Annotated in this window: 16 protein-coding genes; 4 read left to right on the forward strand and 12 right to left on the reverse strand. The window is 73.1% G+C overall.

Annotated elements, in window-relative coordinates; genetic code table 11:
* Positions 1 to 226: 226 nt before the first annotated feature.
* From murG to rsmH, 9 genes are all read right to left on the reverse strand, one after another.
* The gene (gene murG, locus ACFWJO_RS14180; RefSeq protein ID WP_384422063.1) at positions 227 to 1321 is read right to left on the reverse strand and encodes an undecaprenyldiphospho-muramoylpentapeptide beta-N-acetylglucosaminyltransferase; all 1095 of its coding nucleotides are present in this window, start codon (positions 1319 to 1321) and stop codon (positions 227 to 229) included.
* Positions 1322 to 1327: 6 nt separating this feature from the next.
* A complete protein-coding gene (ftsW, locus tag ACFWJO_RS14185) occupies positions 1328 to 2668 on the reverse strand; it encodes a putative lipid II flippase FtsW (RefSeq protein ID WP_386864984.1) in 1341 nt (446 codons plus the stop codon).
* Positions 2669 to 2723: 55 nt separating this feature from the next.
* Positions 2724 to 4163: a UDP-N-acetylmuramoyl-L-alanine--D-glutamate ligase gene (gene murD, locus ACFWJO_RS14190; protein ID WP_386864985.1), complete on the reverse strand. Its 1440-nt coding sequence runs from the start codon at positions 4161 to 4163 to the stop codon at positions 2724 to 2726.
* Positions 4145 to 5215, reverse strand: a complete 1071-nt coding sequence (gene mraY, locus ACFWJO_RS14195) for a phospho-N-acetylmuramoyl-pentapeptide-transferase (RefSeq protein WP_386864986.1) — start codon at positions 5213 to 5215, stop codon at positions 4145 to 4147. Before mraY ends, murD begins: the two co-directional genes overlap by 19 nt.
* Complete coding sequence (gene murF, locus ACFWJO_RS14200) at positions 5212 to 6642, reverse strand: UDP-N-acetylmuramoyl-tripeptide--D-alanyl-D-alanine ligase (protein WP_386864987.1); 1431 nt, start codon at positions 6640 to 6642, stop codon at positions 5212 to 5214. The genes mraY and murF overlap by 4 nt, the downstream gene beginning before the upstream one ends.
* Before the next feature lie 4 nt (positions 6643 to 6646).
* A complete protein-coding gene (locus ACFWJO_RS14205; RefSeq protein ID WP_386864988.1) occupies positions 6647 to 8329 on the reverse strand; it encodes a UDP-N-acetylmuramoyl-L-alanyl-D-glutamate--2,6-diaminopimelate ligase in 1683 nt (560 codons plus the stop codon).
* A gap of 41 nt (positions 8330 to 8370) precedes the next feature.
* Complete coding sequence (locus ACFWJO_RS14210; protein WP_386864989.1) at positions 8371 to 10347, reverse strand: peptidoglycan D,D-transpeptidase FtsI family protein; 1977 nt, start codon at positions 10345 to 10347, stop codon at positions 8371 to 8373.
* A gap of 3 nt (positions 10348 to 10350) precedes the next feature.
* A complete protein-coding gene (locus ACFWJO_RS14215; protein ID WP_386864990.1) occupies positions 10351 to 10950 on the reverse strand; it encodes a septum formation initiator family protein in 600 nt (199 codons plus the stop codon).
* 88 nt (positions 10951 to 11038) lie between these two features.
* Positions 11039 to 11998, reverse strand: coding sequence for a 16S rRNA (cytosine(1402)-N(4))-methyltransferase RsmH (gene rsmH / locus ACFWJO_RS14220; RefSeq protein WP_386864991.1), 960 nt, complete (start codon positions 11996 to 11998; stop codon positions 11039 to 11041).
* Between the two features lie 305 nt (positions 11999 to 12303).
* Between rsmH and ACFWJO_RS14225 the strand changes: the two genes are divergently transcribed.
* The 4 genes from ACFWJO_RS14225 to ACFWJO_RS14240 all read left to right on the forward strand — a co-directional run bounded on the left by ACFWJO_RS14225 (position 12304) and on the right by ACFWJO_RS14240 (position 17839).
* Positions 12304 to 12858 (forward strand): beta-class carbonic anhydrase, encoded by a 555-nt coding sequence (locus ACFWJO_RS14225; RefSeq protein ID WP_386864992.1) that lies wholly within the window; start codon positions 12304 to 12306, stop codon positions 12856 to 12858.
* Positions 12859 to 13059: 201 nt separating this feature from the next.
* The gene (locus tag ACFWJO_RS14230) at positions 13060 to 14085 is read left to right on the forward strand and encodes an AAA family ATPase (RefSeq protein ID WP_386864993.1); all 1026 of its coding nucleotides are present in this window, start codon (positions 13060 to 13062) and stop codon (positions 14083 to 14085) included.
* Entirely contained in the window at positions 14085 to 15455 is a 1371-nt protein-coding gene (locus tag ACFWJO_RS14235) for a DUF58 domain-containing protein (protein WP_386864994.1), read from the forward strand. Before ACFWJO_RS14230 ends, ACFWJO_RS14235 begins: the two co-directional genes overlap by 1 nt.
* Positions 15452 to 17839 carry a DUF3488 and DUF4129 domain-containing transglutaminase family protein gene (locus tag ACFWJO_RS14240; RefSeq protein ID WP_386864995.1) on the forward strand — a complete coding sequence of 796 codons (2388 nt, stop codon included), beginning with the start codon at positions 15452 to 15454 and terminating at the stop codon, positions 17837 to 17839. Before ACFWJO_RS14235 ends, ACFWJO_RS14240 begins: the two co-directional genes overlap by 4 nt.
* A 180-nt stretch (positions 17840 to 18019) precedes the next feature.
* Here ACFWJO_RS14240 and ACFWJO_RS14245 read toward each other — a convergent pair whose 3' ends face one another.
* From ACFWJO_RS14245 to ACFWJO_RS14255, 3 genes are all read right to left on the reverse strand, one after another.
* On the reverse strand, positions 18020 to 18418 hold the full coding sequence (locus tag ACFWJO_RS14245) for a DUF3040 domain-containing protein (protein ID WP_384422039.1): 399 nt from the start codon (positions 18416 to 18418) through the stop codon (positions 18020 to 18022).
* 329 nt (positions 18419 to 18747) lie between these two features.
* Positions 18748 to 19536, reverse strand: coding sequence for a methyltransferase (locus tag ACFWJO_RS14250; protein ID WP_384422037.1), 789 nt, complete (start codon positions 19534 to 19536; stop codon positions 18748 to 18750).
* 84 nt (positions 19537 to 19620) lie between these two features.
* On the reverse strand, positions 19621 to 20151 hold the full coding sequence (locus ACFWJO_RS14255) for an SAV_6107 family HEPN domain-containing protein (protein ID WP_386864996.1): 531 nt from the start codon (positions 20149 to 20151) through the stop codon (positions 19621 to 19623).
* Positions 20152 to 20317 lie beyond the last annotated feature (166 nt).

Genomic DNA, 20317 nt, shown 5'->3' on the forward strand with positions numbered 1-20317 from the left:
TGGGTGTGATCGGGGCGTCCCCAGGGGACCCGGGTCTACCGGGGGAGTGTAGGGGGGGGCGTTAGGGACCACCCTTGGTTAGGCACCCCGCACCTTTGTTTTCCCCCCCCGGGACGGCTGCCGCGGCGCCGCCTTGGACCTGCTCGTTCCACTCTTCTCGGCGGTCGTCGGTCCGGCTGCCACGGTGGCGTCTCCTGCCTGTTGCCTCTGCTCGGCGCGGCGCGCGCTACGCCTGTCGGCGGGCGGCGATCGCTTCGTACACCATGCCGACGAGCAGGTCGTCGGCGTCCCGGCGGCCGAACTCGGCGGCGGAGCGGGACATCTCGTACAGGCGGTGCGGATCGGCCAGTACGGGCAGGACGTTGGCCTGCACCCACTGCGGCGACAGTTCCGCGTCGTCGACGAGGAGTCCACCGCCGGCCTTGACCACCGGCTGGGCGTTGAGCCGCTGTTCGCCGTTGCCGATGGGCAGCGGGACGTAGGCGGCCGGCAGTCCGACGGCGGAGAGCTCGGCGACGGTCATCGCGCCCGCGCGGCAGAGCATCATGTCGGCGGCGGCGTACGCGAGGTCCATCCGGTCCACGTACGGTACCGGCACGTACGGCGGCATTCCGGGCATGTTGTCGACACGCGGCAGTTCGTTCTTCGGGCCGACCGCGTGCAGGATCTGGATGCCGGAGCGCTGGAGCACCGGCGCGATCTGCTGGATGACCTCGTTGAGCCGGCGTGCGCCCTGCGAGCCGCCGGAGACCAGCAGGGTCGGCAGGTTCGGGTCGAGGCCGAACGCGGCGCGCGCCTCGGGGCGCACGCGGGCGCGGTCGAGGGTCGCGATGGAGTGGCGCAGCGGAATGCCGATGTAACGGGCGTTCCGGAGCTTGGAGTCCGGCGTGGCGACGGCGACCCCGGCCGCGTAGCGCGAGCCGATCTTGTTGGCCAGGCCGGGCCGGGCGTTGGCCTCGTGGACCACGATCGGCACGCCGAGCCGTTTGGCGGCCAGGTAACCGGGCAGCGCCACGTAGCCGCCGAAGCCGACCACGCAGTCCGCCTTGGTGCGCTCCAGGACCTGCTCGGCGGCCTTGATCGTGCCGCGCAGCCGTCCGGGGACGGTGATCAGCTCGGGGGTGGGCTTACGGGGCAGCGGCACGGCCGGGATGAGCGCCAGCTCGTAGCCGCGCTCGGGGACCAGCCGGGTCTCCAGGCCCTTCTCCGTGCCCAGCGCCGTGATCCCCACGGAGGGGTCCTGCCTGCGCAGGGCGTCCGCGAGGGCGAGCGCGGGCTCGATGTGACCGGCGGTACCTCCGCCGGCGAGTACGACATGCACCGAAATTCACCGCTCTCCGGACGGACGCTTCTTGACGCGCCGTCGCATCGACTTCCATCTCCCCCCGACCCGCTTGCCCCATCCGGGGCGCCGCATGGCCAGGGCCGCTTTCGCGGCGGGTTCCTGTCGCGCGAAGGCGATCAGGAGCCCGACGGCGAACATGGTCGGCAGCAGGGCCGACCCTCCGTAGGAGAACAGCGGGAGCGGGACTCCGGCGATCGGCAGCAGACCGAGCACCGCACCGATGTTGATCACGGCCTGGGCCGTGATCCAGGTGGTCACGCCTCCCGCGGCATACCTGACGAAGGGGTCCTCCGTACGTCCGGCCACGCGGATACCCGCATAGCCTAGAGCCGCGAACAGGGCCAGCACCGACAGCGTCCCCGCCAGGCCCAGTTCCTCCCCGGTGACGGCGAAGATGAAGTCGGTGTGCGCTTCAGGGAGTTGGCCCCATTTTTCCACACTTGCCCCGAGTCCGGAACCGAACCATCCGCCCGAGGCCAGGGCGTAGATTCCGTGCGCGGCCTGCCAGCACGGGTCCCCCGCGCCGCCCGGGTCGCTGGCGCCGAGGCAGCCGAAGCGCTCCAGGCGGTGCGGGCTGGTCTTGATGAGCAGCACGCCGATCACGCCGGCGACGGCGAGCACCCCGACGAACAGCCGGGTGGGCGCGCCCGCGGTCCACAGCAGGCCGAACAGGATCGCCGTGAGAATGATCGCCGTGCCCATGTCACCGCCCAGCATGATCAGGCCGAGCAGCAGGAACGCGCCGGGCACCAGCGGCACCAGCATGTGCTTCCACTGGGCGAGCAGCTTCATGTCCTGTTTGCGGGCCAGCAGGTCGGCACCCCACAGGATCAGCGCCAGCTTGCCGAACTCGCTGGGCTGGAGCATGAACGGTCCGCCCAGCGAGATCCAGTTCTGGTTGCCGCCGACCGCGACCCCTATCCCGGGGATCTGGACGAGCACCATCAGGAAGATCGCGCCGACCAGGATCGGGTAGGCGAGCGCCCGGTGCAGCTTCACCGGCATCCGGGACGCCAGGAACAGCAGCCCCGCGCCGAGCAGCGCCGCGAAGAACTGCTTGCGGAAGAAGTACGAGGGCACCAGGTCGTAGCGGAGCGCCGTGATCATCGAGGCGGAGTAGACCATCACCAGGCCGAGCGCGGTGATGAGCAGTCCGGCGCCGACGATCACGTAGTACGCGGTGAGCGGCCGGTCCCAGGTCCGGCGGGCCCGCTCGTAGAGCCCCCGCACCCCGCCCGCGCGGCGCTTCCCCGGCGCCGCGGGGGCGCGGCCGGCGCCGCGTGCGGCGGCCGGCCGGCGTGTCCCGGCGGTTCTGCTCGGCATGGTCGCTGTCCCCTCCAGTCGTGTCCGGCGCGGCCGGACCTCCTTGCTGGTCAGGTCAGGCGTCGCCGGTGGCGGCGAGGGCGCGGACGGCGTCCGCGAAGGCCTCGCCCCGCTTGTTGTAGTTGGCGAACATGTCCATCGACGCGCAGGCGGGGGCCAGCAGGACCGTGTCCCCCGGCCGGGCGAGCGCGGCCGCCTCGCGGACCGCCGCGGACATCGCCCCAGTGTCGGTCCGGTCGAGGTCCACCACCGGGACCTCCGGGGCGTGTCGCGCCAGGGCTTCGCCGATCAGCGCCCGGTCCTGGCCGAGCAGCACGACGCCGCGCAGCCGCTTCGCGGACTTCTGCACGAGCTCGTCGAAGGTCGCTCCCTTGGCGAGGCCGCCGGCGATCCAGACGATCGGGTCGTAGGCCGCCAACGAGGCTTCCGCCGCGTGGGTGTTGGTGGCCTTGGAGTCGTCGACGTAGGTGACGCCCTGGATCTCCTCGACCAGTTCGATGCGGTGCGGGTCGGGCCGGAAGGCCCGCAGTCCGTCCCGTACGGCCTTCGGCTCGACGCCGAAGGCGCGGGCGAGGGCGGCCGCGGCGAGCGCGTTGGCGATGTTGTGCGGGGCCGGCGGCTGGACGTCGGAGACCTGGGCCAGCTCCTGGGCGTTCTTCTGCCGGTTGGGGACGAAGGCCCGGTCGACGAGGATGTCGTCGACCACGCCGAGCTGGGAGGGGCCGGGCGTGCCGAGGGTGAAGCCGATGGCCCGGCAGCCCTCCTCGACGTCGGCCTCGCGGACCAGGTCCTCGGTCACCCGGTCGGCCACGTTGTACACGCAGGCGACCCGGTTGCCCTCGTAGATCCGGCCCTTGTCGGCCGCGTAGGCCTCCATGGAGCCGTGCCAGTCGAGGTGGTCGGGCGCCAGGTTGAGCACGGCGGCGGAGTGGGCGCGCAGGCTCGGCGCCCAGTGCAGCTGGTAGCTGGAGAGCTCGACGGCGAGCACGTCGTACTTCTCCTCGCCGAGCACGGCGTCGAGGAGCGAGACGCCGATGTTGCCGACGGCCGCCGTCCGCAGGCCCGCCGCCTCCAGGATGGAGGCGAGCATCCGCACGGTCGTGGTCTTGCCGTTGGTGCCGGTGACCGCGAGCCACGGGGCCGCGTCCGGGCCGCGGAGCCGCCAGGCCAGCTCGACGTCGCCCCAGATCTCCACGCCGGCCGCCTCGGCGGCCCGGAAGAGCGGCTTGTCGGGCTTCCAGCCCGGCGCGGTGACGATCAGCTCGGTGCCGGGCGGCAGGGTGGCCCCGTCGCCGAGGCGGACGGTGATCCCCTCCGCCTCCAGCTCGGCCGCCTGCGCCCGGGAGCGCTCGTCGTCACCGTCGTTGACGACCGTGACGACCGCACCGAGCCCGTGCAGGACGCGGGCGGCGGGGATGCCGCTCACGCCGAGCCCGGCGACGGTGACGTGCTTGCCCTGCCAGTCCAGCTGTGCGCTCACTTTTCGGATGCCCATCCGGCGTAGAAGATGCCCAGGCCCACGATCACGTAGATGCCCTGGATGATCCAGAAGCGGACGACGACCAGGACCTCGGACCACCCCTTGAGTTCGAAGTGGTGCTGGAGGGGCGCCATCCGGAAGACGCGCTTGCCCGTCATCTTGAAGGAGCCGACCTGGATGACCACGGACATCGTGATCATCACGAAGAGGCCGCCGAGGAGGGCGAGCAGCAGCTCCGTACGGGAGCAGATGGCGAGACCGGCCAGCGCGCCGCCGAGGGCCAGCGAGCCGGTGTCGCCCATGAAGATCTTGGCGGGCGAGGTGTTCCACCACAGGAAGCCGAAGCAGGCGCCCATCAGCGCGGAGGCGACGACCGCGAGGTCGAGCGGGTCGCGCACCTCGAAGCAGGCGTTCGGGTTGGTCAGGGTCATGGCGTTGGCGCACGACTCCTGGAACTGCCAGAGCCCGATGAACGTGTACGCGCCGAAGACCATCACCGAGGCGCCGGTGGCCAGGCCGTCCAGACCGTCCGTCAGGTTCACGCCGTTGGACATGGCCAGGATCATGAAGAGCGCCCAGACCACGAAGAGCACCGGGCCGATCGACCAGCCGAAGTCGGTGATGAACGAGAGCTTGTCGGAGGCCGGAGTCTGGCCGCGCGCGTCCGCGAACTGCAGCGAGAGCACGGCGAAGGCGATGCCGACGATCAGCTGGCCGGCCATCTTCGCCTTGGCCCGCAGACCGAGCGAACGCTGCTTGACGATCTTGATGTAGTCGTCGAGGAAGCCGACCAGACCCATGCCGGCCATCAGGAACAGCACCAGGACGCCCGAGTACGTCGGGTCCTCGCCGGTGATGACCTTGGCCAGGGCGTACGCGATGAGGGTGGCCAGGATGAAGGAGATGCCGCCCATGGTGGGCGTGCCCTTCTTCCCGAGGTGGCCGCGCGGGCCGTCGTCGCGGATGAACTGGCCGTATCCCTTGCGAGCGAGCAGCTTGATGAGCAGCGGGGTGCCGATCAGGGTCAGGAAGAGCCCGATGGCCCCCGCGAAGAGGATCTGCCTCATCGGCCGGCCGCCTCACCCTCGGCGGTGTTCTCGAGCAGTGCCAGGGCGACCCGCTCCAGACCCACCGACCTGGAAGCCTTCACCAGGACGATGTCCCCCGGGCGCAGCTCACTGCGCAACAGGTCGACCGCCGCCTGCGCGTCGGACACGTGCACCGACTCCTCACCCCACGAACCCTCGTTATAGGCGCCCAGTTGCAGCCAGGACGCTTCCCTGTCCCCGACCGCGACGAGCTTGCTGACGTTGAGCCGGACGGCGAGCCGTCCGACCGCGTCGTGCTCGGCGAGCGACTCGTCTCCGAGCTCGGCCATCTTGCCGAGCACCGCCCACGTACGGGAACCCCGGTCCTGTGCGGACCGGCCCATGGCCGCGAGCGCGCGCAGGGCGGCTCGCATGGACTCGGGGTTCGCGTTGTAGGCGTCGTTGACGATCGTCACGCCGTCCGGACGCTCGGTGACCTCCATGCGCCAGCGCGACAGGGTGCCCGCCTCGGAGAGCGCGGTGGCGATCTCCTCGACGGGCATGCCCAGCTCATGGGCGACGGCGGCCGCGGCGAGCGCGTTCGACACGTGATGCTCACCGTACAGGCGCAAGGTCACGTCGCTGCACCCGGTGGGTGTGTGAAGCCTGAAAGAGGGCTGTCCGGTTTCTGTGAGCCGGACGTTCTCGGCACGTACGGCCGCTTCGTCCGCCTCTCCGAACAGGGTGACGCGCGCCTTGGTGCGGCTCGCCATGGCACGGACGAACGGGTCGTCCGCGTTGAGGACCGCGACGCCGCCGTCCTCGGCGGCCGGCAGGGACTCGACGAGCTCGCCCTTGGCGATGGCGATCTGCTCGCGACCGCCGAACTCGCCGATGTGGGCGCTGCCCACGTTGAGCACGAGTCCGATGCGGGGCGGGGTGAGGCCGGTGAGGTAGCGGATGTGGCCGATTCCGCGCGCACCCATCTCCAGGACGAGGTGGCGGGTTTCGTCGGTGGCCGTGAGCGCGGTGAGCGGCAGGCCGATCTCGTTGTTGAGCGATCCCGGCGTCCACACGGTGGGCGCGTGCCGCTGCAGGACCTGGGCGATCAGGTCCTTGGTGGAGGTCTTGCCGGCCGAGCCGGTGAGGGCGACGACATCGGTGCCGAGGCGTTCGACGACCGCGCGGGCGAGGGCCCCGAGCGCCGTCTGGACGTCGTCGACGACGATCGCGGGCACGCCGACGGGGCGGGTGGCCAGCACGGCCGCCGCACCCGCCTCGACGGCTCGCGTCGCGTAGTCGTGGCCGTCGACGCGTTCGCCGGCGAAGGCGGCGAACAGGCTGCCGGGCTTCACCTCACGGGAGTCGATGACGACCGGGCCGGTGATCCGGATGGCCGGATCCGGTATGTCGTGCGGCCGCCCGCCGACGATTTCGGCGATCTCGGCGAGGGAGAGGGCGATCACTGCTTCATCCCTGACTGTTCTGGTGACGGTGTGCGTCCTGCTGGCTCAGCCGGCTGAGGATGGCCTCGCGCAGGACCTGTCGGTCGTCGAAGGGCCGGACCACGCCGGCGGTCTCCTGCCCCTGCTCGTGGCCCTTGCCGGCGACCAGGACGGTGTCGCCCGGCTCCGCGCGGGCCACGGCGGCGGCGATGGCGGCGGCCCGGTCGGCGTCGACCAGGACCTCGCCGCGCTGGTACGCCGGCACCTCGGAGGCGCCGGCCAGCATCGCGGTGAGGATCGCGAGCGGGTCCTCGGAGCGCGGGTTGTCGGAGGTGAGGACGGCGGTGTCGGCGAGCCGGGCCGCGGCGGCGCCCATCGGGCCGCGCTTGGTGGTGTCGCGGTCGCCGCCGCAGCCGATGACCACGTGCAGCTTCCCGCGGGTCACCTCGCGCAGCGAGCGCAGGACCGATTCGACGGCGTCCGTCTTGTGCGCGTAGTCGACGACCGCGAGGAACGGCTGGCCGGCGTCGACCTTCTCCAGGCGGCCCGGGACTCCGGGTACGGCGGCGACGCCGTCGGCGGCGGTCTTCGGGTCGATGCCCGCGGTGGCGAGGGTGACGATCGCGGCGAGCGTGTTGGCCACGTTGAACGGGCCGGGCAGCGGCGCGGTGGCGGAGATCCGGGTGCCGTCCGGACCGACGACCGTGAAGGTGGAGTCGGCGGCTCCGGTGACGACGTCCTCGGCGCGCCAGTCGGCGTTCGGGTCGCCCGCGGCGGAGAAGGTGACGACCGGGACGGCCGCCTCCTGGGCCAGCCGGCGGCCGTAGTCGTCGTCGAGGTTCACCACGCCGCGCCTGCTGCGCTCGGGCGTGAACAGCCGTGCCTTGGCCTGGAAGTAGTCCTCCATGTCGGAGTGGAACTCCATGTGCTCCGGGCTCAGGTTGTTGAAGACGGCGACGTCGAAGACGCAGCCGTCGACCCGGCCGAGCACCAGGGCGTGACTGGAGACCTCCATGGCGACCGCCTCGACGCCGCGCTCGCGCATGACCGCGAACAGGGCCTGGAGGTCGGTGGCTTCGGGAGTGGTCCGCTCGGACTTGATGCGCTCGTCGCCGATGCGCATCTCGACGGTGCCGACCAGGCCGGTGGCCTTGCCCGCGCCTCGCAGGCCGCCCTCGACGAGGTAGGCCGTGGTGGTCTTGCCGGAGGTGCCGGTGATGCCGATCTGGAGCAGGTCCGCGCCCGGGCGTCCGTAGATCTCGGCGGCGAGCTCGCCCATCCGGCCGCGCGGGTCGTCGACGACGAGGACCGGCAGGCCGGTCGCGGCGGCGCGCTCGGCGCCCGACGGGTCGGTCAGGACGGCGGCGGCGCCGAGGCCCGCGGCCTGGGCGACGAAGTCGGCTCCGTGGGCACGGGCGCCCGGCAGGGCCGCGTACACGTCGCCGGGGCGCACCGCCCGCGAGTCGTGGGTGATGCCCGAGACTTCGACGCCGTGACCGGAGCCGGGGATCTCGGTGCCCAGCCGGCCGGCGAGCTCGCCCAGGGGTGTCGGGCGGAGCCGCTCCGGGCGGGGCGGGGTGGTTCGGGACTGATCAGCGTGTGGCACGGCGGTGAGCGTACCGGGCACACCCTGCGCAGGGCTAAATCGGGCCGCGGCGTCGCCGGAGTTCGATTTCCGGTTCCCGGAAGGTGGGGTGATCGTTGTCACTGGTGCTCCCGAAGTGTCACGGGGTGTTCACGTTCGTTCGCCTAGGGGGCGAAGAACACGGGCAGGCGGGCGGGTTCGCTGCCGGTCGGCGGCACGTGGAGGGTCTTGAGGGCGAACTCCATGACCTTCTTGTAGATGGGTCCGCAGATCTGGCCGCCGAAGTAGCTGCCCTTGGTGGGGTTCTGGATGGCGCAGTAGACGGTGATGCGGGGCTGGTCGGCGGGGGCGAAGCCGGCGAAGGACGCGGTGTAGCCCTTGTAGCGGCCGAGTTCGGGGTCGACGCGGTTGGCGGTGCCGGTCTTTCCGGCGACGCGGTAGCCGGGAATGGCCGCCCTGGTGCCGGTGCCCTCCTCGTCGTCGACCACGGACTCCAGCATCTGCGCGAGGGTCCTGGCGGTCTTCTCGCTGATCACCCGCGACTCCTTGGGCGCCGGCGCCGGGGTGAAGCGGCCGTCGGGGCCCTTGGTGCCGCGCACCAGGGTCGGCTCGATCCGGACGCCGCCGTTGGCGATGGTCGAGTAGACCGAGGCGGCCTGCATGGCGCTGACGGAGAGGCCCTGGCCGAACGGGATCGTGTACTGCTGCGAGGTCGACCAGTCCTGGGGCTTGGCGAGGATGCCGGGCGTCTCGCCCGGGTAGCCGAGGCCGGTGGGGCTGCCGACGCCGAACCTGCGCAGGTAGTCGTACAGCACCTTGTTGGCCTCGGGCTGGGTCTTGCCGAGCTGGCCGGTGGCGAGGATGGTGCCGATGTTGCTGGACTTGGCGAGGACGCCGTTGAGGGTCAGGTACCAGGTCTTGTGGTCGACGTCGTCGGCGAACAGGCGGTCGCCGCGGTGCAGCCGGTTGGGGACCGTCACGCGGGTGTCGGGGGTGGCCGCGCCCTCCTCCAGGACGGCGGCCATCGACATGACCTTGGCGGTCGAGCCGGGCTCGTAGGCGTCCTGGAGGGCGGCGTTGCCCATGGCGGTGGCGTTGGCCTGGGACAGGTCGTTGGGGTCGAAGCCGGGGGCGTTGGCCATGGCCAGGACCTCGCCGGTCCGGGTGTCCTGCACGACGACGTAGCCGCGGTCGGCCCTGGACCTGCGCACCTGCTCGGTGATGGCCTGCTGGGCGGCCCACTGGATGTCCCGGTCGATGGTCAGCTCGATGTCGGAGCCGGGGACGGCCGGGGTGCCCTGGGAGCCCGCGGTGGGCACCCGGCGCCCGCCGGACTGGGCGAAGCGGATCTTGCCGTCCTGGCCGGCCAGTTCCTTGTCGAGCATGGACTCCACGCCGCCGGCGCCGCGGCCCTCGGCGTTGACGTAGCCCAGTATCCCGGCGGCGAGTTCGCCGTTCGGGTACACGCGCTTGGTGCTGGGCTCGCCGAGGACGCCGCCGAGGAGGTTGATCCCGTTGCCGCCGTTGGCGGGCTTGGCCTTCTGCTCGTAGACCTTCTTCAGGTCCTTGATCTGGTTCCAGACCTGGGGCGTCTGCTTGCGGGCGAGCACCGTGTAGCGGGACTTGGGGGTGCGCAGCTTTCTGGCGAGCTCGGCGGGCTCCTTGCCGAGGAGCGGGGCGAGCAGCGCGGCCGCCTGCTCGGGGGCGTCCTTGAGCCTGGACTCCTCGGGCGTGAAGAGCTTGGGGTCGGCGGTGACGTCGTACGCGTCGACGCTGGCGGCCAGCGCGACCCCGTTGCGGTCGGTGATCTCACCGCGGTCGGCGGAGAGCGTGTACTCCTGGTAGCGGTGCTTCTCGGCCTTCGCGGCGTACGCGGCGGCGTCCACGGCCTGCACCTGGAGCAGCCGGACCACGAAGACCAGCATGACGAGGGTCAGGCCGAGGGAGACCAGACGCAGCCGGGGCTTGGGCCTGCCGAGCCGGATCGTGCGCGCCCTGGCCGCGGGCCGGGCCGCCGGGCGCCGGGGCTGCGCGGGTCTCGGGGCGGGCCTCGCCGAGGGCCTGCCGGAGGCGGCGGGCCGCGGGCGTGCGGGCCGCGCGGGGCCGGGGACGCGGCGGCGCGGGGGCTCCTTGGAGGGCACGGGTCACCTGCCGGAGGTCGTGGGGGCGGTCGCGGTGGTCTGCGTCGGTGTCGCGGAGGGGGCGGCGGTGCCGGGGGTGCCCGGAGTGCCGGGCCCGTCGTACGCGTCCGCGGCCGTGGATCCGGTGGCCGGGGGCGGCGAGGCGGGCGGCCGGGACTGCTCGGCGGGCCCGGACGGGGCGCCCGCCGCCGGGGCGGTCGCCCCGGCCGACGGGGTGGGCCGGGGCAGGGGCTTCGGGGAGACCGCGACGGAGGGCTCGCCGCGGACCCGGCCGTCGGGGTCGAGGAAGGCGGGCGTGCCGCCGGGCACCATGCCGAGCTCGCGGGCGCGCCGCTCCAGCGCGTCGGGCGCGGCGCTGTCGTCCACGTCCCGCTGGAGGGCCTGTTCCTCGTCGGTCAGTTCGGTGGTCTCCTTCTTCAGCTCGCTGAGCTTGAAGGAGCCCTGGTTGAGGGCCGAGTTGAGCAGCAGCAGGGTGATCAGGCCGCCGCCGAGGAGGAGCACGACGAGCAGGACGAAGGGCGTACGGGCCGCGGTGCTCGGCCCGGACGGCATGAGCCGGCCCAGCCGTGCGGCCCGCCCTTTGAGGGGCCCCTGTTTCGTCATCGCCCGTCCTCGTCCGCTTCCGTCCGCGCGGGGCGCGCCGGTGCGGCCGTCGCCGTCGTCCGCGGCACGGTGGCCTCGCGCCCGCCGCTCACTCGGCCTCGTCCTCCCGGATCCTCTGCGCCCCCCTGAGACGCGCGGGCGCCGCCCGGCGGTTCTCGGCGACCTCCTCCTCCGTGGGGAGCTCGGCGCCGCGGGTGAGCAGCTTCAGGCGCGGCTGGTAGCGCTCGGGGACGACGGGGAGGCCGGGCGGGGCGGTGTTGGCGGCGCCCGCCGCGAAGACCTGCTTGACCAGCCGGTCCTCCAGCGAGTGGTACGAGAGGACGGCGATCCGGCCGCCGACGGCGAGGGCCTTCACGGCGGCGGGAATGGCCCGCTCCAGGACCGAGAGCTCTCCGTTGACCTCGATGCGCAGGGCCTGGAAGGTGCGCTTCGCCGGGTTGCCGCCGGTGCGCTTGGCGGCCTGCGGCAGAGCGTCGCGGATCAGCTCGACCAGCCGGGCGCTGTTGCTGAAGGGCTCCTTCTCGCGCTCGCGCACGATGGCGGAGACGATCCGCTTGGCCTGCTTCTCCTCGCCGTAGGCGCGCAGGATGCGGACCAGCTCGCCGGCCGGGTAGGTGTTGAGGACCTCGGCGGCGCTCATGCCGGTCGTCTGGTCCATGCGCATGTCGAGCGGGGCGTCCTGGGCGTACGCGAAGCCGCGGTCGGCCTCGTCCAGCTGCATCGAGGAGACGCCCAGGTCGAAGAGGATGCCGTCGACGCGCGCGATGCCGAGCCGGTCCAGGACCTCGGGCAGCTCGTCGTAGACCGCGTGCACGAGGGTGGCGCGCTCGCCGTAGGGCGCGAGCCGCTCGCCGGAGAGGCGCAGGGCCTCCTTGTCGCGGTCGAGGGCGACCAGCCGCGCCTCGGGGAAGCGCCGCAGCAGCGCCTCGCTGTGTCCGCCCAGGCCCAGGGTGCAGTCGACGACGACGGCACCGGGGTGTTCCAGGGCGGGCGCCAGCATGTCCAGGCACCGCTGGAGCATCACCGGGACGTGTCGGTCGTTGCTCAATGCGCCCTCTCAGATCCGGCGGAGACAGGTACCGCCGGCGAGCGGAAGGGGCCGAGCCGTGGGTACCGCCGCGTAAATGGGGGACAACCGGCGGAAATCGCTCGATGTCTCCGTGAACTTCGCGTCACTCTAGTCCACGGGACCCGCCGGTCAACCAACCGGCTGGCGCGTCGCGCGCCCCGGGCACTCACCCGAACGGCCCCGGCCGCCGCCACCTGTGGGTTAGCTCACAACAAGGTTCATTGGGACTCTTTGTCCCTTCTCACAGCAGGCTTTCGGACGCCGTGGCCACTAACGTCGGTGACATGTCGACACTGCCGAACACCTCCGCCGACTCGATAGACACCGAGAACAGCACGGTCACCGACCGTCTCGTCGAGGCGAACGCGCAATACGCCGCCGGCTTCACCGACCCGGGAATGGACGCGCGGCCCGTGCTGCGGGTCGCCGTGGTCGCCTGCATGGACGCCCGCCTCGACCTGCACGCCGCCCTCGGCCTCCACCTGGGCGACTGCCACACCATCCGCAACGCCGGCGGAGTCGTCACCGACGACGTCATCCGCTCGCTCACGATCAGCCAGCGCGCCCTCGGCACCCGCAGCGTGATGCTGGTGCACCACACCGGCTGCGGCCTGGAGTCGCTCACCGAGGACTTCCGGCACGAGCTGGAGGACGAGGTCGGTCAGCGTCCGGCCTGGGCCGTCGAGGCCTTCCGTGACGTCGACCAGGACGTCCGCCAGTCGATGCAGCGGGTGCGCACCTCCCCGTTCCTGCTGCACACCGACGACGTGCGGGGCTTCGTCTTCGACGTGAAGACGGGTCTGCTGCGCGAGATCGAGCCGTCCACGACGGCCGAATAGCCACCCCGCCGGATCGCCGCACCGAAGCGGAACGCCCGGCGCAAGCCTGCAAACCCCGGCAATTCGCCCGGAGTTATCCACAGGCGAGCCGCCGGCAAGTGACACGACCCGGTCACGGCCACAAGAATGCACGGGTGACACCCCCCGGCCATCGCGCCGGGGGCAGGTGTCGGTGCTGCGGAAAGGGCCTAGGAGGGCCGGGTGACGACCTATGACGACCGAGCGAGCCTCACAGATCTGACCACGACCGCGGAGCGGGTGCGCAGGTCGGTGGAGAGTGTGATCGAGGGCAAGCCCGAGGTCGTACGGATTGCGCTGACGGTGCTGCTCGCCGAGGGACATCTCCTCATCGAGGACGTCCCCGGCGTCGGCAAGACCATGCTGGCCAAGACGCTGGCGCGGTCGATCGACTGCTCGGTCCGCCGGATCCAGTTCACGCCCGACCTGCTGCCTTCGGACATCACCGGCGTGTCGATCTTCGACCAGCAGCGGCGCGAGTTCGAGTTCAAGCCGGGTGCGATCTTCGCGCAGATCGTGATCGGCGACGAGATCAACCGGGCCTCGCCCAAGACCCAGTCCGCGCTCCTGGAGTCCATGGAGGAGCGCCAGGTCACCGTGGACGGCCAGACGTACGAGCTGCCCAGCCCGTTCATGGTGGTCGCCACCCAGAACCCGGTGGAGATGGAGGGCACCTACCCGCTGCCCGAGGCCCAGCGCGACCGCTTCATGGCCCGGGTCTCGATCGGCTACCCGAACGCCGAGGCCGAGCTGAAGATGCTCGGCGTGCACGGCTCGGTCTCCCCGCTGGACGACCTCCAGCCGGTGGCCCACGCCCATGACGTCCTCAAGCTGATCGAGGCCGTCCGCAAGGTGCACGTCGCCGACGCCGTCCAGCGGTACGCGGTGGAGCTGGTCGCCGCCACCCGCAGCCACCCCGACCTGCGGCTCGGCGCCTCGCCGCGCGCCACCCTGCACCTGCTGCGGGCCGCGAAGGCGTCCGCCGCGCTCAGCGGCCGGGAGTACGTGCTGCCCGACGACCTGCAGGCCCTCGCCGCCCCCGTGCTGGCCCACCGTCTGCTGCCCACCGCGCAGGCCCAGCTCAACCGCCGCACGGCCGAGCAGGTCGTGCACGACATCCTGCAGCGCACGCCCGTGCCGGCCGCCGCGCCTCCCGCGCAGCCGGCCGGTCCGTACTACGGCCAGCAGCCCGGCGCCCGGCGGCTGTGATGAGCACCGCCGCTCCGCAGGGGCCCGCCCCGGCGCGGTGGGAGGACGGCGACCGGGGCAGCCTGCGGGCCGCCCTGGCCGGGCTGACCACCCGCGGCCGCTCCTTCCTCGCCGCCGGGATCGCGGCCGCCGTCTGCGCCTACGTGCTCGGCCAGGTCGACCTGCTGCGCGTCGGGCTGGTGCTCGCCGTGCTGCCGCTGGTCTGCGTCGTGGTGCTGCACCGCACCCGCCACCGGGTCGCGGCCGGCCGCCGGCTCTCCCCGCAGCGGGTCGAGACCGGCACCGAGGCCCGGGTCCACCTCCGCATGGACAACGTGTCCCGGCTGCCCACCGGCCTGCTGATGCTCCAGGACCACGTGCCGTACATGCTGGGACCCCGGCCCCGCTTCGTCCTCGACCGCGTCGAGGCGGGCGGCCGCCGCGAGGTGTCCTACCGGGTCCGCTCCGACCTGCGCGGACGCTTCCCGCTCGGCCCGCTCCAGCTGCGGCTCACCGACCCCTTCGGGATGTGCGAGCTGACCCGCTCCTTCAGCGCGTACGACACGCTGACCGTCATCCCGCGCACCGAACCGCTCCCGCCCGTCCGGCCCGGCGGCGAGTCCGCCGGGTACGGGGAGGGACAGCAGCGGGCCCTCGCGCTCGCCGGGGACGACGACATCATCCCCCGCGCCTACCGGTACGGCGACGACCTGCGCCGGGTGCACTGGCGCTCCACCGCCCGCTACGGCGAGCTGATGGTGCGCCGCGAGGAGCAGCCGCAGCGCGCCCGCTGCACGGTGCTGCTCGACACCCGGGCGATCGCCTACGAGGGCGGCGGACCCGATTCGGCCTTCGAATGGGCCGTCTCCGGTGCCGCCTCCGTCCTCACGCACATGCTGGAGCGCGGCTACTCGGTCCGGCTGCTCACCGACACCGGCAGCTCCGTGCCCGGCGAGGGCGCCGAGGGCTTCGCCGGGGCCGGCCGGTCCGGTCAGGAATCGGCCGACACCGTCGGCCTGATGATGGACACCCTCGCGGTCGTCGACCACTCCGAGGGAGCCGGCCTGTCCCGGGCGTACGACGCGCTGCGCGGCGGACACGAGGGCCTGCTCGTCGCCTTCCTGGGCGACCTCGACGAGGACCAGGCGGCGCTCGTGGCCCGGATGCGGCAGCGCGGCGGCGCGGCCGTCGCCTTCGTGCTCGACTCCGGGACCTGGCTGACCGGCGGCGCCGTCGCCGGCGCCGTCGAGGACCGGCTGCGGCGGCTGCGGGAGGCCGGCTGGCAGGCCTTCGCCGTGCCTCCGGGCGTCCGGCTCGGCGATCTGTGGCAGCAGGCCGGCGGGGCGGCCGCGCAGGCCCCCGCCGCCGACACCTACGGAGGTTGGTCATGAGCGGGCGCGCGCGGCTGACGCTCGCGGCCTACGGAGCGACGCTCACGGCGTCGCTCGCCCTGCTGCCGCTGGTCAGGCCGGCCACCTGGATCTTCACGGCGGCCATCCTGCTGGGTCTGCAGAGCGCGGTGGGCACGGCGACTCGGCGGGTGCCGCTCGCCCGGCCGCTGACGATCGCCGCCCAGGCCGTCCTCACGCTGCTCGTGCTCACCGTGGTCTTCGTGCGCGAGCAGGCGGTCCTCGGCGTGCTGCCGGGACCCGAGGCCTTCGCGGCCTTCGGGACGCTCTTCGAGGCGGGCGTCACCGACGTCGGCACGTACGCGACACCGGCGCCGAACACTCCCGGCATCCGGCTGCTGCTCGTCACCGGCGTCGCGGTGATCGGCCTCCTGGTGGACGCCCTCGCGGTGACCTTCCGCAACGCGGCCCCCGCGGGACTGCCCCTGCTCGCGCTGTACTCGGTGGCCGCCGGGCTCGCCGGCGGCGGCGCGGGAGCGTGGGCCTTCCTGCTCGCCGCCGCCGGCTACCTGGTGCTGCTCCTGGCCGAGGGCCGGGACCGGCTCTCCGCCTGGGGCCGGGTCTTCGGTGGTGCCCAGCGCTCCGGCCGGCCCGGGTCGGCCATCGGGGAAGGCGGGCCGGCGTTCGCGCCGACGCGCACCGGGTGGCGGATCGGCGCGGTCGTCCTGGTCATCGCGCTGGTGCTGCCGCGCGCGCTCCCGGGGCTCGACGGCGGGATCTTCGGCGGGAACGGCGGCGGTGAGGGCTCCGGCGGCAAGGGCGGCACGATCTCGGCCGTGAACCCGCTGGTCTCGCTGCAGAACGACCTGCGCCAGCCGGAGGACCGCGAGGTCCTGCGCTACCGCACCAATCTCACCGACACCAGCGGGCACTATCTGCGGCTCGTCGCGCTCGACCAGTTCGACGGCACCGCCTGGAAGTCCTCGGTGCGTCCCATCCAGGACGTGCCCGAGGAGCTGCCCTGGCCGGACGGCCTCGCCCAGGACGTCCGCGTCACGGAGGTGACGACGAACTTCGTCGCCTCGCCGCAGTACGAGCAGAAGTGGCTGCCGATGCCCTATCCGGCGTCCAAGGTGTCCATCGCGGGCGGCTGGCGCTACGAGCCGGCCGGCCGGATGCTCGTCGGCGACAACGGGCAGACCACGCGCGGCGCCCGCTACTCGGTGACCAGCCTGGCCGTGCAGCCCACGGGCGAGCAGCTGGCGGCGGCCCCGGCCGCCCCGGACAAGCTGCGCCGGGAGTACACCCGGGTGCCCGCCACGCTGCCGCCGGAGGTGAGGTCGACGGCGCTGGAGGTCACCCGCGGGGCGCGCAACGATTACGAGCGGGCGGTGAAGCTGCAGAAGTGGTTCACCGAGGACGGCGGCTTCCGCTACAGCGTGAAGGTCGACTCCGGCACCGGTGTCGGAGCGATCACCCGCTTCCTGAAGGACAAGGAGGGCTTCTGCGTCCACTTCTCCTTCTCGATGGCGGCGATGGCGCGTTCCCTCGGGATCCCGGCCCGGGTCGCCGTCGGCTTCATGCCGGGCGCTCCCCAGGCCGACGGCTCCGTCTCGGTCGGCATACGGGACGCCCACGCGTGGCCCGAGCTGTACTTCGAGGGCGCCGGCTGGACCCGGTTCGAGCCCACGCCCTCGCGCGGCTCGGTGCCGGACTGGACCCGGGAGCAGTCCGCGGGCGGGGCGGCGACGCCCTCCGCGCAGCCCTCGACGGGCGCGTCGGCGCAGCCCTCGGCGGTGCCCAGCGCCTCGGAGAGCTGCACGCCGCAGCAGAAGAAGCTCGGCGAGTGCGGCCAGGACCAGGCGGCGGGCGGCGGAGCGTCGGACGGCGACGGCGGCTTCCCGTTGCAGCCGGTCCTGGTGGGTCTGGGCGTGCTGCTGGTGCTCGCGCTCCTGCTGTTCCCGCTGCTGTGGCGCAGCCGGGTCCGGGCCGGACGCCTCGGCCCGGCGGGTGACCCGGTCACGCGCGTCCTCGCGGTCTGGCAGGAGGTCAACGACACGGCCTGGGACCACGGCGTGTTCCCCGACGAGTCACGCACGCCCCGCCGGACGGCCGCGCGCCTGGCCCGCGAGGGCGAGCTGCCGCCGGACGCGGCGGACGCGGTGCACCGGCTGGCGCGCGCGGTGGAGGAGGCGCTGTACGCCCCGGTTCCGCGTCCGGCCACGGGTCTCACCGAGCTGGCCGTCGTGATCCGTCGCGGTTTCGACGCCTCCGCCTCGCGGGGCACCCGACTGCGGGCGCTGCTGGCACCCCGCTCGGCCGCCAGGCTGAGCTGGGCGGCCCGGGACCGCTGGGCGGCGGTGCGGGAGGCGTGGCGGGCGAGGGCCCGCGCCACGGCGCGGACGCTGACCCGGAAGCCGTCCTGACCCGGTCGCACGGACCCGGCGCGACTCCGTCGCACGGACCCGGCGCACGAAACCCTGTGGGCCCGCACCGTACGGTGCGGGCCCACAGGGTTGGTGCTCAGTGGTTGGTGCTCGGTGCTTCGTGTCGCGGTGCTTCGTGCTCGGTTCGGCGGTCTCGGACCGCCGGTCGGGCGGGCCGCCTCAGTGGTGGCCGCCCTGCTGTTCGTCGCGGCGGCGCTGCCACCGTTCTTCGATGCGGGTCATCATCGAGCGTCGCTGTCGGGACTGACGGCCGCCTCCGGCGGCTCCCCGCACATGCTCACCCGGCTTGGGCGCCTTGCGCCATCCGGTGACCGCCAGGACCGCGCAGCCCAGCATGACGAGGAATCCCACCACGCTGATCCAGATCTGCTGAGCGACCATTCCGGCCATGAGGAGCGCGATACCCACCAGGAAGCCGGCGACTGCCTGGTAGACCCGTCGCCGGGTGTACGTACGCAGTCCGCTTCCCTCGAGCGCTGTCGCGAACTTGGGATCTTCGGCGTACAGCGCTCGCTCCATCTGCTCGAGCATTCGCTGCTCGTGCTCCGAGAGCGGCACGGAGTCCTCCTCGTCGTCGGTCGCGGGGGCGACCGGTTTGCGGCCCTTTCAGGATAGGCAGGGAATCGCCCCCGTGAAACCCGCCCTCAATGCCAAATCGCCAATCCGGGCCGCCATGCGGATCGGATGCTGAGGCGTTGATTCCCCAGCCCCCTGCCCGTCATGCCGGATGGTGTCCCTCGATCATACGGGGACAAGTCCCCGCTCGGGCGGGCTGTGGCGTACTCCATCTGCGGCTGCGTCGCTGCTCAGCGCATACGGCGGTGCCCCGGGGCGCAGGCTCCGGGGCACCGCCGTGCGGGTGGCCGGCCGGGGCCGGCGCGGCCCGCTCAGCCGTGCTTCTCGCCGAGGACGTGCAGCTGGGTGGCGATGGCGTGGAAGGACGGCAGCTCGGCGGCCGCGGCCTCCAGCCTGAGCAGGGCCTCGGCGGCGCCCGGCTCGGTGTCGACCAGGACGCCGGGGACCAGGTCGGCGAAGACCCGCACGCCGTGCACGGCGCCGACGTCGAGACCGGCGTCGGCGGCGAGCTCGGTGAGCTGCTCGGCGGTGAACCGCCGGGGCACCGGGTCGCCCTCGCCCCAGCGGCCGGCCGGGTCGCTCAGCGCGTGCCGGGCCTCGGTGAAGTGCCCGGCGAGCGCGCGGGCGAGGACGGCGCCGCCGAGCCCGGCGGCGAGCAGGCTGAGGCTGCCGCCGGCGCGCAGCGCGGCCGTGGCGTTGCGGACGCCCTCGGCGGGGTCGTCCACGTACTCCAGGACGCCGTGGCACAGCACCGAGTCGTAGCCCTCGCGCTCGACCACGTCGAACAGGCCGCGGATGTCGCCCTGGACGCCCTGGACGCGGTCGGCGACGCCCGCCTCGGCGGCGCGCCGCTCGAGCGCGAAGAGCGCGTTGGGGCTCGGGTCGACGACGGTCACCCGGTGGCCGAGCCGGGCGACGGGCACCGCGAAGTTGCCGGAGCCGCCGCCCGTGTCGAGGACATCGAGGCTGTCCTTCCCGGTGGCCTTGACCCGGCGGTCCAGGGCGTCTTTGAGGACGTCCCAGACGACGGCGGTGCGCAGGGAGGCGCGCGACGGGCGCGAGGTCGCCTCTCGACCGGAGACAGGGGAAGGGTCCGACACGGCTGTTGACTCCTCGGTGACGGGTACGAACGTCCCCACCCTATGGCCTCGGCCCTGGTCTCCCGATCACCCGGCCGGTCGCGGTCATCCGGCCGCCTCCCCGGCGCCCGGCTGGCGCGGCAGCACCGGCTGGAGGACCAGGAGCCGCTCGACCAGGCGCAGGAAGACCGCGGCGGCGCGGATCAGGTCGTCGGCGTCGCGGCGGCTCGCGGCGCCGGTGATGCCGGCCTCGGCCCGGGCCCGGCGCTCGGCGCCGGAGGCGAAGAGGGCGCTCCACTCGGTGAGCTCGGGCGCTATCTCGGGCAGCACCTCCCAGGTGCTGCGGATGCGGGCCCGCTTGCGGGGGTCGCGCTCGGGCCGGCCGCGGGCGGCGAGCACGGCCGCGGCGGTGCGCAGGGCGGCGAGGTGTGCGGTGGCGTACCGCTCGTTGGGCACGTCGAGCGCGGCGGCCTCGTCGAGTCCGGCCCTGGCCTTGGCGAGCAGGTCGAGGGCGGCGGGCGGTGCCGAGGAGCGGCGCAGGACCGGGTGGATGTCGGACGCGGGTCCGAGCCGGGCGGGGGCGGGGCGCGATCCGGTGCGGCGCCGGGGTGTGGCTGCGGCGTTGTGGCCGGCCATGACGAGCCTCCTGTCGTCGGGTGACGGCGCTGTGGCCGTATGTGTTCATCGTGCAGCGCCCCACTGACAATCCCGCTGACCTGGGCTTTTGCCTGATCGCCAACTCGGCGGTAACTTTTTGCACTGACCGGTCAGTTTAAAAGACGTTTCCATACCGAGGGGGGAT

Source organism: Streptomyces sp. NPDC127092 (assembly GCF_042722475.1).
Classification (GTDB): Bacteria; Actinomycetota; Actinomycetes; order Streptomycetales; family Streptomycetaceae; genus Streptomyces.

Bases quoted from the DNA above. Each gene is read 5' to 3' on its own strand.
- murD (WP_386864985.1), bottom strand. From the start codon at position 4,163: ATGGGCATCCGAAAAGTGAGCGCACAGCTGGACTGGCAGGGCAAGCAC.
- ftsW (WP_386864984.1), bottom strand. From the start codon at position 2,668: ATGCCGAGCAGAACCGCCGGGACACGCCGGCCGGCCGCCGCACGCGGC.
- ACFWJO_RS14215 (WP_386864990.1), bottom strand. From the start codon at position 10,950: ATGACGAAACAGGGGCCCCTCAAAGGGCGGGCCGCACGGCTGGGCCGG.
- mraY (WP_386864986.1), bottom strand. From the start codon at position 5,215: ATGAGGCAGATCCTCTTCGCGGGGGCCATCGGGCTCTTCCTGACCCTG.
- ACFWJO_RS14225 (WP_386864992.1), top strand. From the start codon at position 12,304: ATGTCGACACTGCCGAACACCTCCGCCGACTCGATAGACACCGAGAAC.
- ACFWJO_RS14240 (WP_386864995.1), top strand. From the start codon at position 15,452: ATGAGCGGGCGCGCGCGGCTGACGCTCGCGGCCTACGGAGCGACGCTC.
- ACFWJO_RS14255 (WP_386864996.1), bottom strand. From the start codon at position 20,151: ATGGCCGGCCACAACGCCGCAGCCACACCCCGGCGCCGCACCGGATCG.
- ACFWJO_RS14235 (WP_386864994.1), top strand. From the start codon at position 14,085: ATGAGCACCGCCGCTCCGCAGGGGCCCGCCCCGGCGCGGTGGGAGGAC.